Source organism: Sphingomonas sp. GW822-FHT03G08, assembly GCF_058801135.1.
Map to the genome: position 1 here is coordinate 3,397,215 of NZ_JBXAMZ010000001.1, position 14,161 is coordinate 3,411,375.

The window sequence follows — 14,161 nt, forward strand, 5'->3', positions numbered from 1 at the left end:
CGCCACGCCGCGCGCCTATCGGGCTTGCGCTGGTGTCACTGCTGCCGCTGCTGCTCGCCGTCCGGGCGGCATTGCTTCCGATCGAGATTCTCTACGGCAAGATTCCCGACCCTCCCGGCGATCTGCTTCTCAGAGCGATAGTGCGTGCAGGAATTATCCTTGCCCCTGCGATACTCTTCCAGGTCCTGGCCTGGATCAGCTATGTGCGCGGGAACGGCATCCGGTGGTGGCTGTTCCTGATGCTGCTCGCCGCCCCGGCCAGCATTTTGACCTTTCTCTGGACGGGACCCTAGATGATCCTCGGCCTCGGCTCCGACCTCTGCAATATCGAACGCATCCAGAAGTCGCTGGACCGTTTCGGCACACGTTTCGAGCAGCGCAGCTTCACCGATCGCGAGATCGCCAAGGCGAAGACCCGCCCGCACAATTATGCCGCCACGCTCGCCAAGCGCTTCGCCGCCAAGGAGGCTTTCTCCAAGGCGGTGGGAACCGGGTTCAAGGCGGGCGTGTTCATGAAGGACATCGGTGTCGTCAACGCGCCCTCCGGCGCGCCTACGCTGGCATTGACCGGAGGCGCGAAGGCGAGGCTTGACGCCATCACCCCTCCGGGTCACGTCGCCAAGGTGCATCTGACGCTGACGGACGATCATCCCTGGGCGTTCGCCATGGTGATGATCGAGGCGGTGAAGGAAGGTTGATGGGGGCGGACGAGCTCGCGTTGAGTCACGAAGCGTTCGAGGAAGAGGCCGAAGCCCGACCGCACACCGACTGGTGGGCGGAGGCGCGCGGCATCCTGTGGCTCGTGCTCGCCGTGCTCGGCTTCCACAGCCTGATCGCCAAACCCTTCTTCATTCCCAGCGAATCGATGCTGCCCGGGCTGCTGGTCGGCGATCGGCTGGTCGTCACCAAATATCCCTATGGCTATAGCTGGGTGACGCCGACCTTCCATGTGCTGCCGCACATGCCCGGCCGCATCCTGGGACGCCTGCCCGAGCGCGGCGACGTGGTGATCGTCACCCCGCCCGGCACCAATACCGACTATATCAAGCGGGTGATCGGCCTGCCCGGCGACATGATCGGGGTGCGTGGCGGCATCGTCTATCTGAACGGCAAGGCAGTGCCCCGCCGCGCGATGGGCGATCGCTACATTCCGGTCGATACCAACACCCGCTGCGACGACGACCATTATCACGGCTTCCTCGTCACGCGCGGCGGCAAGCAGTTCTGCCGCTTGCCGATCTTCCGCGAGACCCTGCCCAATGGCCGGTCCTACGACACGGTCGATCTCGGCTTCCGTGCGGGGCGCGGCGACAATTATCCCGAGATCCGGGTGCCCCAGGGCAAGTTGTTCCTGATGGGCGACAATCGCGACAATTCGGCCGACAGCCGCTTCCCGCTCTCGCAGAACGGGCTGGGCGGGCCGGTGCCCTGGGAGAATATCGGCGGTCGCGCCGAGTTCATCACCTTCAGCCTCGACGGCAGCGCCAGCTGGAACCCGTTGACCTGGCCCAAGTCCTTCCGTCCCGGCCGCGCCGGCACCACGCTCCACCCCCAACGGGATAACCAGTGATGAGTGATGCGCTCGAATCCGCGAAGGTCCATGTCGTCCAGGAGCCGGGCCCCAACGAGCTGCGCGATCCTGTGGTCCGCGCCGAGCTGAAAAAGGCGAGCGTCTGGTTCGGCCTCGGCATCGCGGTGGCGCTGTTCGTGCTGCTGGTCCAGCCGATCTTGATCATCTTCGGCGGCCTGGTCTTCGCCTCGATGCTGGATGGCGGCGCGCGCCTGCTCGGCCGCATCCTGCCGATCCCGCGCACGCTGCGCATCGTCATCGTCATCCTGCTGGTGATCGCCTTTTTCGGCGGCATATTCTACCTGACCGGCATGCAGATCGCTGCTCAGGCGGAGCAGCTGCGCACCACGCTGGAAGTGCAGGCCAACAAGGTGGCGCAATGGGTGGCCGAGCTCGGGCTGATGCCGGGCCGTTCGGATCTGACCGGCCTGGCCAAGGAGGCGCTGGGCAGCGTCGGCAAGCTGACCTCCGCGGTCGGCTCGGTGTTCGGCGCGGTCTCCTCCTTCCTGATGATCGTGATCATCGGCCTGTTCGTGGCGCTGGAGCCGCGCATCTATGAGCGCGGGCTGCAATGGCTGGTGCCGAGCGATGCGCGCGACGCCTTCGCCGTCACGATCAGCCGCATGGCGACGACGATGCGCCGCCTGCTCGCCGGGCGCCTGCTCGGCATGCTGTTCGAAGGCGTGCTCACCGCGATCCTGCTGTGGTTCGCCGGCGTGCCGATGGCGCTGCTGCTCGGCATCATCACCGGCGTGCTCGCCTTCATCCCCAATATCGGCGCCTTCATCTCGGGCGTGATGATGGTCTCGGTCGGCTTCAGCGCCGGCACCGAGACCGGCATCTGGGCGATCATCATCTATTTCGGCGTGCAGAATTTCGACGGCTATGTCGTGCTGCCGCTGGTCGCGCGCCGCACGGTCGACATGCCGCCGGCGCTTACCCTGTCGTCGCAGATCCTCGCGAGTACCCTGTTCGGCGTGCTCGGCCTGGCGCTGGCCGATCCGATCGTGGCGATGATCAAGGTCGCGCTGGAGAGCGAGGCGGAGCGCGCCGCCCGCGCCGCCGACGAACAGGGTCCGCGGGTCAAATGGCGGGTGCGCCTGCGCAAGGGCTATGACCAGGATGCACCCACGCCGCTCGAGCCACCGACGAGCGCGGCATGATCCTCTACGATTATTTCCGCTCCTCGGCTTCCTACCGCGTCCGCATCGCGCTGAACCTCAAGGGCGTGGCGGTCGAGCGGCGCGACATCCTGCTGCTCGAGAACCAGCAGCGCAGCCCCGAGCACCTTGCCCGCAACCCGCAAGGTTTCGTGCCGGCGCTGGAGGCGGATGACGGCCATGTCATCACCCAAAGCCTGGCGATCCTCGACTGGCTCGATGCGCGCTTTCCCGAGCCGAGGCTGATCCCCGCCGATCCCGATGCCCGCGCTGCCGCCCTGGCCCGGGCGCTGGTGATCGCGGCGGACACCCACCCGCTCAACAACCTGCGCGTGATGCGTCGGCTGAAGGAAATGGGCGTGGACGAGGCGGGGCGGAACGACTGGACCCGCCACTGGATCGCCGAGGGCTTCGCCGCGCTGGAAGCGATGGCCGGCGACGGCCCGTTCCTCGGCGGCGCGGCCCCCGGCGTGGCCGACCTGTTCCTGGTGCCCCAGATGTACAATGCCCGGCGCTTCGACACGCCGCTGGATGCCTTTCCCCGGCTGGTCGCGATCGACGCGGCCTGCGCCGCGCTGCCCGCCTTCGCCGCTGCCCGTCCCGACGCCGTGGCGCCGAAGTGAGGCGCCTGGGGATCGCGGCGGGCTTGCTGCTCGCCGCGCCGGCCTTTGCCCAGGACCGTGATCCCGATGAGATTGTCGTCACCGGGCGCGGGCTGGAGGCGCCTCCGGGCGATGCCGCCTATGATGTGGTGACGATCGATCGTGCGCGGATCGCCGGCACCGCCAGCGGCCGGCTCGAAGATGTGCTGCGCGATGCTGCCGGGCTCGCCCAGTTCCGCCGTTCCGATTCGCGTTCGGCGCATCCGACCTCACAGGGCATTACGCTGCGCGGCCTGGGCGGCAATGCCTCGAGTCGGGCGCTGCTACTGCTCGACGGCGTGCCCCAGGCCGATCCGTTCGGCGGCTGGGTCGCCTTTCCGGCCTATCTCCCCAATCGTCTCGTCGGCGCCCGCATCGTCCGGGGCGGCGGCAGCGGCTATGCCGGGCCGGGCGCGCTGGCCGGCACGATCGAGCTGGAGAGTGGCAGCCCCGCACAGCTCGGTGCCCTCGGCCTTGATGCGCTCTATGGCAGCCGCGACAGCATCGACGTCTCGGGCGTCGGCGCGGCAACCCTGGGGCGCGGCTTCGTCACGCTTGCCGGCCAATATGCCCGAGGCGACGGTTTCACGCCGATCGTCGAGGGTGATCGCGGCCCGGCGGATCGGCCGGCGCCCTATGAGCAGGCGGCGGCGGCGCTGCGCGCGGTCACCGATCTTGGCGGCAATGTCGAGCTGCAGGCCAATCTTTCCGCCTTTACCGACCACCGCGATCGCGGCGTCGATTTCACCCGGGTGAAGAGCGAGGGCGCCGATGCCAGCATCCGCCTTGTTGGCCGCGGCACCTGGGGCTGGTCGGCCCTCGCCTATCTGCAGACGCGCGGTTTCGCCTCGGGCTTTGCCAGCGTCAACGACACGCGCACCACCGCGACCGCCACGCTCGATCAATATGCGGTGCCCGCTACCGGCATCGGCGCGCGCTTCGAGATCGCCCCACCCATTGGCGGCGGGGTGACCCTGCGTCTCGGCAGCGACCTGCGCCGGGTGTCGGGTCAGACCGAGGAGCTGTTCACCTATGTCACCGGTCTGCCCACTCGCCGCCGGGTCGCGGGCGGCGAGAGCCTGACGGTGGGCGGCTTTGCCGATGCCAGCTATGAAAGCGGTCCGCTGACGCTCAGCCTGGGCGGCCGGCTCGATCATTGGGACATTACGGGCGGATCGCTGCGCGAGACTTCGCTGGCACCGGGACCGGTGCTGACGGACAGCCGCTTCCCCGATCGTCACGGCTGGGAAGCCACCGGACGGGCCGGTGCGGCCTGGCGATTCGGCGCGGTGACCCTGCGCATGGCCGGCTATCGTGGCTGGCGCCTGCCGACACTCAACGAGCTCTACCGTCCCTTCCGGGCCGGTGCCGACGCGACTGCGGCGAACGCCGCGCTCGATCCCGAGCGGCTGACCGGTGCGGAGGTCGGTGCCGACTGGCGGCCGACCCGCACGCTCAGCTTCCGTGCGACCGGTTATTGGAACCGGCTCGACGGCGCGATCGCCAATGTCACGATTGCCCAGGGCCCCGGCACCTTCCCCGGCGTTGGGTTCGTCTCGGCGGCGGGCTTCTATCGCCAGCGCCGGAATCTTGATGCGGTGACGGCGAAGGGCGTCGAATTCGACGGCCGCTGGACCTCGGGCGATCTCAGCCTGGGGGCTTCCTATGCCTATACCGATTCGCGGGTTTCCGCCTCGGGCGTGTCCGCGCCGCTCGACGGGCTTCGCCCGGCCCAGACCGCGCGCCACCAGGCGAGCGCGACTCTCGGTTGGAGCCGGGACGATGCCGGCGCCTCGCTGACCGCGCGCTACGCCGGGCCGCAGTTCGAGGACGACCAGAACACACGAACCTTGAAGGGCGCCTTCACGCTCGACGCCGGTGCGGTGCTGCCGCTCACGCGCAGCTTCGCGCTCCAGGCGCGGGCAGAGAATATCTTCGATGCCGAGGTCCAGGCCGGGATCAGCGGGCCCGGCGTGATCGAACGCGCCCTGCCGCGGACCTTGTGGCTGGGGGCGAAGATCAGGCTGCGGTGATCGATCTTCGTCATCTCGGCTTCCGCCGGGATGACGGCTACTTCTCCCCAACCAGCCGATCGAACAGCGCGAGATATTCCGCGATCGGATCGCCGCTCACCGCGACCGGCGCGGGCCGCACCGCGTCTGCACGCAGCCAATGGTCCAGTGCCGCGACCAGCCCCTCGGCGTCCTCGCGGTCGATCACCGTTCCCAGTTCGGGCGCATGGACGATCTCGCGCACTGCAACACTCGATTCGGTCGAGACCACCGGCGTCCCCACCGACAGCGCTTCACGCAGCACGCCGGGTACGCCTTCATAGTCCGAAGTCAGCACCGCCACTGCCGCGCCTTTCAGAGCGGGCAGCGGATCGCCGGCATGGCCCGGCATCGTCACCCGGTCGCCGAGCCCCAACGCCGCCACCTGCGCTTCGAGTTCCGCGCGAGCGCCGCCTTCGCCGAGCAGGAGGAGCTTCACCTGTTGATCCACCAGCCGGGGCAGGGCGGACAGCAGCCGGTCCCAGCGCTTCTGCGGTTCGAGCCGGCCGACGCCGATCAAATAGCGTCCGTCGGGCAAGGTCACGGGTGCCGCGCCGGCGATCGTAGCGGCCGGTGGATTGGCGATGACGCTCACCCGCGCGGCAGGCATGCCCATTTCGGCGATCGCTTCCGCCGCCATCGCCGGGGTCATCGCCACGACATGGTCGAGGAAGCGTGGGTGGAGCTTGAGCCACTGGCGATAGCGCCAGGCGGCGCCCGGAGAGAGCTCGGGGCGCACCAGCGCGTTCGAGACCTTGCCGACGATCGGCGGCGATGTGCGGCCCAGCCGCAGGCGCGCGAGCGCGGTGACGCCGGTATAGCGATTGCCGGGACAGAACAGGATATCCGGCCGTACCCGCCGCACCTCGCCGGCAAGCCGGAACAGCGCCTGATATCGCGGGTCGCCCAGTTCGATCAGGTCGATTCCGTCTGGGATCTCGGCGGCCAGCGGTCCCTCGCGGCTGCCCAGCACCAAGGTCACCCGGCGCCCCTGGCGCAGCCACCCGGCAGCCATGCGCAGCATCGCCCGCTCCACACCGCCGCCCTGCAAGCGCTGGGCATAAGTGAGGATGTGATGGGCGGTTTCAGGATGGGTGCAGTGCAACATAGACCTTGCGAATTGCCACTCTTACGCCCAAATCGCCCCCGCAATAAACCGCATTCTGCTGTCACCAGCCAATTTCGCGTCGTGTGAACTGGGGGCTGCAAAGCCGCATGGCGCCGGTAAAGTACTGTAATATGCCGGTTATTTAGGCAGCGGATACGAATCAGTGAACGAACCCAGTTTGGAGGCTTCGGTGAACACGAGCGTTGTCGAGGCCGTTCCCCTTCCGGGCGCGCCCGACCTTGCGGGCCTTGAGCCCGTCGAAAAGATCAAGCGTCGCTGGCCGGCGCTCGTCGGCGGTGCGCTGACGCTGCTGATGATCGTAGCGCTTGGCCGCGAGCTGTTCGGCTCGGGCTTGGCCGGCCTGTACCGCACGCTGCCGACCAACCCGCTCTTCTATCTGGTCTTCGCGCTCTATTATGTGGGGCCGCCGACCTTCGACTATATCATCTTCAAACGGCTGTGGCAGATTCCGCTCGCCGGACTCGCCGCGCTCCACAAGAAGCGCATCTCGAACGAAGTGCTGTTCGGCTATTCGGGTGAGGCCTATTTCTACGCCTGGGCCCGCCAGCGCACCCAGATGGTCGCGGCGCCCTTCGGCGCGGTGAAGGACGTCATGATCCTGTCGGCGATCGCGGGCAACGCGATCACCTTTGTGATGATGATCCTCGGCTTGCCGCTCTATCTGGGGCTGGTGCCGCCGCAGTGGAAGCTGGCGGTGATCGGATCGGTCGGGGTGCTGGCGCTGATGTCGCTGCCCTTCCTGCTCTTCTCCAAGCGCGTCTTCTCGCTGCCCCGCCGCGAGCTGTGGTGGGTGTTCATGGTCCACTGCATCCGTATCCTCACCGGATCGCTGCTCGTCGCCATCGCCTGGCATCTGGCGATGCCGAACGTATCGATCGGCGTGTGGCTGATGATGGCCGCCGGCCGCCTGCTCGTCTGGCGCCTGCCGCTGGTGCCGAGCAAGGAAGCCGCCTTCGCCGCGATCACCGGGGTGGTGATCGGCCAGGGCTCGGCGATGTCCGAGCTGATGGCGCTGATCGCCGGACTCACCCTTCTCGCCCATGTCACGCTGATCGGAGGGTTCAGCGTCCAGGCCCTGCTCATGAGGAACAAGCAGCAATGATCCGCGTCCTGACCGCCAGCACCGCCGCCCTGCTCGCCTTCGCCGCGAGCCCGGCCGCCGCGCAGCAGGATCCGGTCGACGGCACCTGCGCGATCCCCGGCGGTGCGCGGCTCTATGTCAACGTCACCGGCCTCAAGGACCGGACCGGCCGGCTCAAGGTCGAGCTCTATCCGCCGAACGAGGAAGACTTCCTGCGCGACGACACCTCGCTCAAGAAGGAAGGCAAGCCGTTCCGCCGCGTCTGGGCGTCGGTGCCGCAGTCGGGCCCGGTGCGCATCTGCATCCGCGCACCCCAGGCCGGCACCTGGGCGGTGCTGTTCACGCATGACCGCGACGGCAAGAACAAGTTCAACTTCTGGGAGGACGGCGCCGGCTTCGCCAGCAACCAGAAGCTCGGCCGCAGCCGGCCCAAGGTACGCCAGGCGCTGGTCAATGTCGGCCCGGCTGGTGGACAGATCACGATCAAGGCCCAATATCTGAGGGGCCTGGGCGGCTTCGGCCCGCTCGACGACTAGGGAAGGTGCGGCGGATGCGCATCGTCGACGTCAACGAGTTCTACTCCCCCACCGGCGGGGGCGTACGCACCTATCTCGATCGCAAGATGGGGATCATGGCCGATATGGGCCATGAGCTGACCGTGATCGCCCCCGCGCTCGAATCGAGCGTGGAGGAGCGGCCCGGCGGCGGCCGCGTGATCTGGGTGAAGGCGCCGCCGCTGATTCTCGATCGCAACTACGGCATCTTCGTCAAGGACGAGCCGGTCTGGAACCTGCTCGACGAGCTGAAGCCCGATATCGTCGAGACCAGCTCGCCCTGGCTGCCCGGCTGGACCGTGGCGCGGTGGAAGGGCGATGCGGTGAAGGTGTTCTTCGCGCATGGCGACAATATCGGCGCCTATCCGCAGCGCTGGCTCGACAGCGTGGCGACGCCGATCCAGGTCGAGCAGGCCTTTGCCTGGTACACGCGGTACATGAACCGCTTCCTTGCGTCCTATGACGCGTTCGTCACCAACGGTCCGGCGCTCGCCAAGCGTTTCCGCCGGCGCGGCATGCATGTCGATGCATCGATGCCGCTGGGGATTGAGCGGCAATGGTTCTCGCCCGACCTGCGAGACGAGAAGCTGCGCGTGGCGTTGCTCGCCCAGCTCGGCCTGCCGCCCGAGGGGCATCTGCTGCTCGGGCTCGGCCGGCATCACAAGGAAAAGCGCTGGCCGCTGGTGATCGACGCGGTCGAGGCGGCGGCGAACGACCTGCCGGTGGGGCTGATGCTGATCGGCGACGGCCCGCAGCGGCGCCAGCTCGAGGAGCGGATCGCCGGCAGCCCGCACATCAAGATCTTCCGCCCGGTCTATGACCGGGTGCGCTTCTCGCGGATCATGGCGAGCTGCGACGCGCTGATCCACGGCTCGGACGCGGAGCCGTTCGGACTCGTCGCCTCGGAAGCGCTTGCCTCGGGCCTGCCGCTGATCGGGCCGGACGAGGGCGGCTTCGCCGAGATCGCCGATCCGCTGTTCGCCGAAACCTATCGCGCCCGTGACGCCTATTCGGCGGCTGACGCGATTCGCCGCATGTTCGGCCGCGAGCAGACGATCCTGCGCAATGCCGCGCGCATCGCCGCCGGCAAGGTCCGCAGCGACGCCGATCACGCCGCCGAGCTGATGACCTATTATGCCGGCTTGCTCGAAGCCAGGCGCGGCGGCGTCGACTTGCGGGCTTCCGGCAACTCGTAGACCGAGATGTAGAGATCGCCGAGCGGCCAGCGGCCCCGCAGGCGATAGCCCAGCTCGTCCATCCGCTTCACCGCCAACTGGTGCGATTCCGCGCGCTCGCCATAATAGGCCGGGCGCATCACCACGATCTCGGGCGGGTTGGCGAAGATCCGGTTGATCTCCTCGAGCTGGTCGACGCCCAGCGCGCCATTCTCGCGCTCGCGCGACAAATGGCTGGGGAAGATCCACGGCGTCACCGTGCAGCGATCGGTATAGCTGTAGAGGATGGCGTTGCCCGAATAGACGTACATGCAGCCGCTGCCCTTGCCGATGCCATCGGCGAGCGCTTCGAGCTGCTCGGCGTTGCCGCGGTGCCACTTGGCGCTCCAGGCTGTATATTCGCCGCCCAGGCCCGCTGCGAGCAGCATCACCGGCGCTACCCATTTCCGGCCGAATTCGGTGCCGCCCAGATATCCGGCGCAGCACAGGCTGGCCGGCACCAGCACCGGCAGGGCATAATGGTTGAACCAGCTGCCGAACACGAGCAGCCCGATGACGGCGGCGATCAGCCAGCCGAAGAACAGCGCGCGCACCGGATGCTCGCTCGGGTCCTTCACCGGCACATGGCGCGACAGGCCCGAGACGATCAGCAGCAGCCCCAGGATCAGCGCGATCTTCAGGAAGGCGCGCAGCAGCACCAGGGGCGGATCGCTCAGCCGGTCCACGATCGAACCGAAATTGGCGTAGAACCAGGCCTCGCCATGCCCCATCAGGATGAACACGGCCCAGACGATCAGCGTCGGCAGCCACACCGCCGCTGCCCACAGGCAACCGCGGCGCAGGATATGGGCGATGCTGGTGCCCAGCCGCATCTCGCGCCACATCAGCCAGATGCCGAGGAACATCGCCTCGAACACCACCGAATACTTCACCTGCATCGCCACGCCGACGATCAGCATGGCCAGCGTGCCGCGATGGATGCGGCGGCGGTCGCCGCTCTGGTCCTCGGGCTTGGGCACCACCAGCAGGAAGGCCCAGGCCATCAGCAGGTTGTAGAAGACCGGCGCCTGGCCACCCTGGCCATCGGCGAAGTTGATCATGAACAGATAGAGCAGGGCCGCGATCAGCGCACCGCGTTCCCAGCCGGCCTTTTCGGCAAGCCGCGCGATCAGCATGGCGGTGCCCACCACGCAGGCCAGCGCCATCGCCTGATATACCCAGATTCCCGCCGGCACGCCGAAGGCGGCGGGCAGCAGGTAGATCAGGAACAGGCCGACGGGCTTGCGGTCCCACACATCGACAAAGGGCACCGCGCCGTGCAGCATCTGCTGCGCCGTGACGAAGTAGAATTCCTCATCGACATGGACCACCGGGTTCCCGAAGGTCAGCGCGCGCACCACGACGGCAGCAAGCAACAGGACGGACCAGCGCGGCAGCTGGGCGAACCCTGTGGTGAGGTCGGTCAGGCGAGTCGTCCGGCTCCCCAGCACTTCGGACTTGCTTGCCATCAGGAGCGCGAAGCCCCGGGCGGAAGGTGATGCGGCATGGAGTCTGGTCAGGGCCTTGTTGCTTGCGACGTGCGCTGTGCTTAGCGTCCATGGCGCACGCTGTCACGAACTCGACACGCAGGCCCGGCAAGGCTTGCGACGAAATAGCTTGGGAACGCCTCAAAATGACACTGCGCATCGATCGCCGCTCGCTCATCCTCACCGGCACGCTCGGCCTTGGCGCGCTGGCCATCCCGGGCTTCGCGCTGGCGCAGAGTCTGGCGCGCGGCTTCACCCATTCGGTTGCCAGCGGCGAGCCGGGACCGGACACGATGCTGCTGTGGACGCGCTATGTCCCGGTCAGCGGCGGCCCGGTGAAGCTCAAGGCCGAGATCTCGAAGACCGAGGATTTTGCCAGGATCGTCTCGGGCGGCGAGCAGATCACCGGCCCGTGGCGCGATCACACCGCCAAGATCACCGTCCAGGGCCTCGAGCCCGGCACCGACTATTTCTATCGCTTCGTGGCGCCGGACGGCAGCTTCTCGCCGGTCGGCCGCACCAAGACGCTGCCGGTCGGCAACACGGCCAGGTTCGGCATCGGCATCTTCTCCTGCTCGAACCTGCCCTTCGGCTATTTCAATGCCTATGGCCACGCGGCGGCGCGCAAGGACATCGACCTGTGGGTCCATCTCGGCGACTATCTCTACGAGTATAAGGCGGGCGGCTATGGCCCGAAGGACGGCCCCGTCGGCGGCCGATCGCCCGAGCCGGCCGGCGAGATCATCCTGCTCGCCGATTATCGCCTCCGCTATGCCAGCTATCGCTCCGATCCGGATTTGCAGGAGCTGCACCGCGTCAAGCCGATGCTCGTCCAGATGGACGATCACGAATCGGCCAACAACAGCCGCGAGATGAGCGCGCAGAACAACCAGCCCGGCGAAGCTGACTGGAACGATCGCAAGGCGGCGGCGCTCCAGGCGTTCAAGGAATGGATGCCGGTCTCGGAAACGCCCTGGGGCAGCTATGACATTGGCGGCCTCGCTACCCTGTTCCGCACCGAGAGCCGGTTGCTCTATCGCAGCGACGAGCCCGAGCTCGGCCCGCTGTTCCGCTCGGCCGATGCGCAAAAGGCGTTGATCGAGTTCCGCGACGGCGCGCTCCAGGATCCGGCGCGCACCATGCTCGGCACCGAGCAGGAAGCCTGGCTCGGCCATGCGATGAAGAAGTCGGTGCGCGCGGGCCAGAAGTGGCAGGTGGTCGGCTTCGGCACGATCATGGGCAAGCAGCGCATGCCCGAGAATGCGATGGACTGGATCAAGGCCGATGCCGGCGCCGGCACCAAGGCTTATGTCCAGGCCGGCGTCACCGCGAGCAAGCTCGGCCTGCCGTCGGACCTCGACAATTGGGGTGGCTTCCCGGCGGCGCGTGCGCGCTTCCTCAAGTCGGCCCAGGCGGCGAACGCCAATCTGCTGGTGATCTGCGGCGACAGCCACAATGCCTGGGCGTTCGACCTCGGTCAGGACGGCAAGCCGGCCGGCGTCGAGTTCGCCGGGCACAGCGTCACCTCGCCGGGCTATGAGAATGGCAGCAGCACCGATCCCAGGATCATTGCCGCCGCGCTCGTGGCCACCAATCCCGAGCTGAAATGGTGCGACACCAGCCGCCGCGGCTATATGGCGCTCACGCTGACGCCGGAAAAGGCGACCAACGACTGGGTGTTCATGGACACCATCCTCCAGCGCACCACCAAGGCGAGCGTCGGCCATACCGCGACGGTGACGCGCGGCCGGAACGTGATGGCCTAGGCCAGCAGCAACGCCGCTGCCAGGATCGCCGCCCCGCCCAGCAGCGCGGCGGCGATCCATCCGGTAGCGGTGCGGATTGCCGCTGCTGTAGCCGCGTCGCCAACCGGCTCCGCCTCGATCCGCCGTATCGCCGCGCGCACCAGCCGGGGTGCATCGTCACCCAGCCCGGCCAGCGTCCAGGCGAGCATCCCGCCGCTCGCCGCCAGCCGGCCCGGCGCGAAGCGCTCCGCCACCAGCCGCGCCTGCGCCCGCCGGATCGCGCCCGACAGGTCGAAGCCCGGCGCGATCCGCGCCAGCACCCCGTCCATCGTCATGAAGGCCTTGAACACCAGCAGCAGGTCGGGCGGCATCACCAGCCCTTCCTCGCGCAGCAGCCGCAGGAAATCGGGCACCATCTCGGCCATCACGATCCGCCCGCCGCCATGGCGCTGGACGATCTGCTCGGCGGCGCGGTCGATCGTGCGACGGGGCACGCCATGCCCTTCGGACCAGAGCGCCAGCGTCTCGGCCAGTGCGCGCGGATTGCCCGAGGCGAGCGACATCACAAAGCCCAGGAATTCCTCGCGCCGCCCCGGCCCTACATGGCCGATCGATCCCAGGTCGAGCAGCGCCAGCCTGTTGCCGGGCAGGCACAGCAGATTGCCGGGATGGGGATCACCGTGGAAGCGGCCATGGATCAGCACCATCTCGATGACGAGGTCGGCGCCGAGCTCGGCGATCGCGCGCGGGTCGATCCCGCGTTCCTGCAGTGCTTCCGCCGAGAGCGGCTTCACCCCCTCGATATAGTCCATCACCAGCAGCGTCTCGCTGGTCCACTCCCAATGGATCTCGGGCACTACCGCGCCGGGCTGGTTGGTCAGGTCGGCGCGGATGCGATCGGCGTTGCGCCCTTCCTGGGTGAAGTCGAGCTCCTCGAGCATCGCCTGGCGCAGCTGCCGGGCAAGCGCGACCGGCTCGAAGCGCCGCGCCTCGGCGCTGCTCCGCTCGACCAGGGCGGCGAGCTCGGCGATCAGCCGCATGTCCGCTTCCATCGCCTTGCGGATGCCCGGGCGGCGGACCTTGAGCACCACTTCGCGCCCGTCCTTGAGTTGGGCGCGGTGGACCTGCGCCATCGACGCGGCGGCAAGCGGTGCGGAATCGAAGCGCGCGAACGCTGCCTCGGGCGGCTCGCCGAGCGCTTCCTCCACGGCGGCGCGGATCGTCTCGAAGTCGAGCGTCGGCGCATCGCTGTGGAGCTGCTCCAGCTCGGCGATCCATTCGGGCGGCAGCAGGTCGCCGCGCGTCGCCAGGATCTGGCCGATCTTGACGAAGCTCGGCCCCAGCGCCTCCAGCGCCAGCCGGGTGCGGCGGGGCAGGGGCACGCCGCCATCGGGTTCGTCGCCTTCGCCGGCGAAGCCCAGCCGGGCAAGCAGCACGCCAAGCCCGAAGCGGGTGGCGACCCCGGCGATCTCGCGAACGCGGTGCTGGTCTCGAGCGGTGGCGGCAATCAGCTTGATCATGCCCCGCCA

Annotated in this window: 13 protein-coding genes; 10 read left to right on the plus strand and 3 right to left on the minus strand. The window is 68.1% G+C overall.

The genetic code is table 11. The features are described from left to right. Positions 1 to 32: 32 nt before the first annotated feature. From AC1RJ5_RS15960 to AC1RJ5_RS15985, 6 genes are read left to right on the plus strand one after another with little or no spacing between them, the layout of a single operon-like run. Complete coding sequence (locus AC1RJ5_RS15960; RefSeq protein ID WP_269573094.1) at positions 33 to 293, plus strand: hypothetical protein; 261 nt, start codon at positions 33 to 35, stop codon at positions 291 to 293. Continuing rightward, the gene (gene acpS, locus AC1RJ5_RS15965) at positions 294 to 698 is read left to right on the plus strand and encodes a holo-ACP synthase (protein ID WP_184164049.1); all 405 of its coding nucleotides are present in this window, start codon (positions 294 to 296) and stop codon (positions 696 to 698) included. After that, a complete protein-coding gene (lepB, locus tag AC1RJ5_RS15970; protein ID WP_493114320.1) occupies positions 698 to 1,570 on the plus strand; it encodes a signal peptidase I in 873 nt (290 codons plus the stop codon). The genes acpS and lepB overlap by 1 nt, the downstream gene beginning before the upstream one ends. After that, entirely contained in the window at positions 1,570 to 2,733 is a 1,164-nt protein-coding gene (locus AC1RJ5_RS15975; protein ID WP_342249531.1) for an AI-2E family transporter, read from the plus strand. Before lepB ends, AC1RJ5_RS15975 begins: the two co-directional genes overlap by 1 nt. Continuing rightward, on the plus strand, positions 2,730 to 3,353 hold the full coding sequence (gene maiA, locus AC1RJ5_RS15980; protein WP_493114322.1) for a maleylacetoacetate isomerase: 624 nt from the start codon (positions 2,730 to 2,732) through the stop codon (positions 3,351 to 3,353). The genes AC1RJ5_RS15975 and maiA overlap by 4 nt, the downstream gene beginning before the upstream one ends. Then, the gene (locus AC1RJ5_RS15985) at positions 3,350 to 5,404 is read left to right on the plus strand and encodes a TonB-dependent receptor plug domain-containing protein (protein WP_493114324.1); all 2,055 of its coding nucleotides are present in this window, start codon (positions 3,350 to 3,352) and stop codon (positions 5,402 to 5,404) included. The genes maiA and AC1RJ5_RS15985 overlap by 4 nt, the downstream gene beginning before the upstream one ends. 37 nt (positions 5,405 to 5,441) lie before the next feature. On the opposite strand, the gene AC1RJ5_RS15990 is transcribed toward AC1RJ5_RS15985, so the two are convergent. Continuing rightward, positions 5,442 to 6,530 (minus strand): glycosyltransferase, encoded by a 1,089-nt coding sequence (locus AC1RJ5_RS15990; protein WP_342249528.1) that lies wholly within the window; start codon positions 6,528 to 6,530, stop codon positions 5,442 to 5,444. Between the two features lie 190 nt (positions 6,531 to 6,720). Here AC1RJ5_RS15990 and AC1RJ5_RS15995 point away from each other — a divergent pair, with 190 nt between their 5' ends. Genes AC1RJ5_RS15995 through AC1RJ5_RS16005 form a run of 3 tightly spaced genes read left to right on the plus strand, consistent with a single transcriptional unit; the run spans position 6,721 to position 9,382 of the window. Beyond that, entirely contained in the window at positions 6,721 to 7,653 is a 933-nt protein-coding gene (locus AC1RJ5_RS15995) for a hypothetical protein (protein WP_184164067.1), read from the plus strand. Then, positions 7,650 to 8,168 carry a DUF2141 domain-containing protein gene (locus AC1RJ5_RS16000; protein WP_184164070.1) on the plus strand — a complete coding sequence of 173 codons (519 nt, stop codon included), beginning with the start codon at positions 7,650 to 7,652 and terminating at the stop codon, positions 8,166 to 8,168. The genes AC1RJ5_RS15995 and AC1RJ5_RS16000 overlap by 4 nt, the downstream gene beginning before the upstream one ends. A 14-nt stretch (positions 8,169 to 8,182) precedes the next feature. Further along, positions 8,183 to 9,382: a glycosyltransferase gene (locus tag AC1RJ5_RS16005; RefSeq protein WP_269573088.1), complete on the plus strand. Its 1,200-nt coding sequence runs from the start codon at positions 8,183 to 8,185 to the stop codon at positions 9,380 to 9,382. Here AC1RJ5_RS16005 and AC1RJ5_RS16010 read toward each other — a convergent pair. Further along, positions 9,319 to 10,869, minus strand: coding sequence for an ArnT family glycosyltransferase (locus tag AC1RJ5_RS16010; protein WP_493114328.1), 1,551 nt, complete (start codon positions 10,867 to 10,869; stop codon positions 9,319 to 9,321). The two genes, AC1RJ5_RS16005 and AC1RJ5_RS16010, sit on opposite strands and share 64 nt — an antisense overlap. A 164-nt stretch (positions 10,870 to 11,033) precedes the next feature. On the opposite strand from AC1RJ5_RS16010, the gene AC1RJ5_RS16015 reads away from it, so the two are divergent. Next, complete coding sequence (locus AC1RJ5_RS16015; RefSeq protein WP_342249526.1) at positions 11,034 to 12,653, plus strand: alkaline phosphatase D family protein; 1,620 nt, start codon at positions 11,034 to 11,036, stop codon at positions 12,651 to 12,653. Here AC1RJ5_RS16015 and AC1RJ5_RS16020 read toward each other — a convergent pair. Further along, entirely contained in the window at positions 12,650 to 14,152 is a 1,503-nt protein-coding gene (locus AC1RJ5_RS16020; protein ID WP_493114330.1) for an ABC1 kinase family protein, read from the minus strand. The genes AC1RJ5_RS16015 and AC1RJ5_RS16020 overlap by 4 nt on opposite strands. Positions 14,153 to 14,161: the final 9 nt, after the last annotated feature.

Excerpts from the sequence above, each read along its gene's own strand:
- maiA (WP_493114322.1), top strand. The coding sequence starts at position 2,730 with ATGATCCTCTACGATTATTTCCGCTCCTCGGCTTCCTACCGCGTCCGC.
- AC1RJ5_RS16000 (WP_184164070.1), top strand. The coding sequence starts at position 7,650 with ATGATCCGCGTCCTGACCGCCAGCACCGCCGCCCTGCTCGCCTTCGCC.
- AC1RJ5_RS16015 (WP_342249526.1), top strand. The coding sequence starts at position 11,034 with ATGACACTGCGCATCGATCGCCGCTCGCTCATCCTCACCGGCACGCTC.
- AC1RJ5_RS16005 (WP_269573088.1), top strand. The coding sequence starts at position 8,183 with ATGCGCATCGTCGACGTCAACGAGTTCTACTCCCCCACCGGCGGGGGC.
- lepB (WP_493114320.1), top strand. The coding sequence starts at position 698 with ATGGGGGCGGACGAGCTCGCGTTGAGTCACGAAGCGTTCGAGGAAGAG.
- AC1RJ5_RS15990 (WP_342249528.1), bottom strand. The coding sequence starts at position 6,530 with ATGTTGCACTGCACCCATCCTGAAACCGCCCATCACATCCTCACTTAT.
- AC1RJ5_RS16010 (WP_493114328.1), bottom strand. The coding sequence starts at position 10,869 with ATGGCAAGCAAGTCCGAAGTGCTGGGGAGCCGGACGACTCGCCTGACC.
- AC1RJ5_RS15975 (WP_342249531.1), top strand. The coding sequence starts at position 1,570 with ATGAGTGATGCGCTCGAATCCGCGAAGGTCCATGTCGTCCAGGAGCCG.
- acpS (WP_184164049.1), top strand. The coding sequence starts at position 294 with ATGATCCTCGGCCTCGGCTCCGACCTCTGCAATATCGAACGCATCCAG.
- AC1RJ5_RS16020 (WP_493114330.1), bottom strand. The coding sequence starts at position 14,152 with ATGATCAAGCTGATTGCCGCCACCGCTCGAGACCAGCACCGCGTTCGC.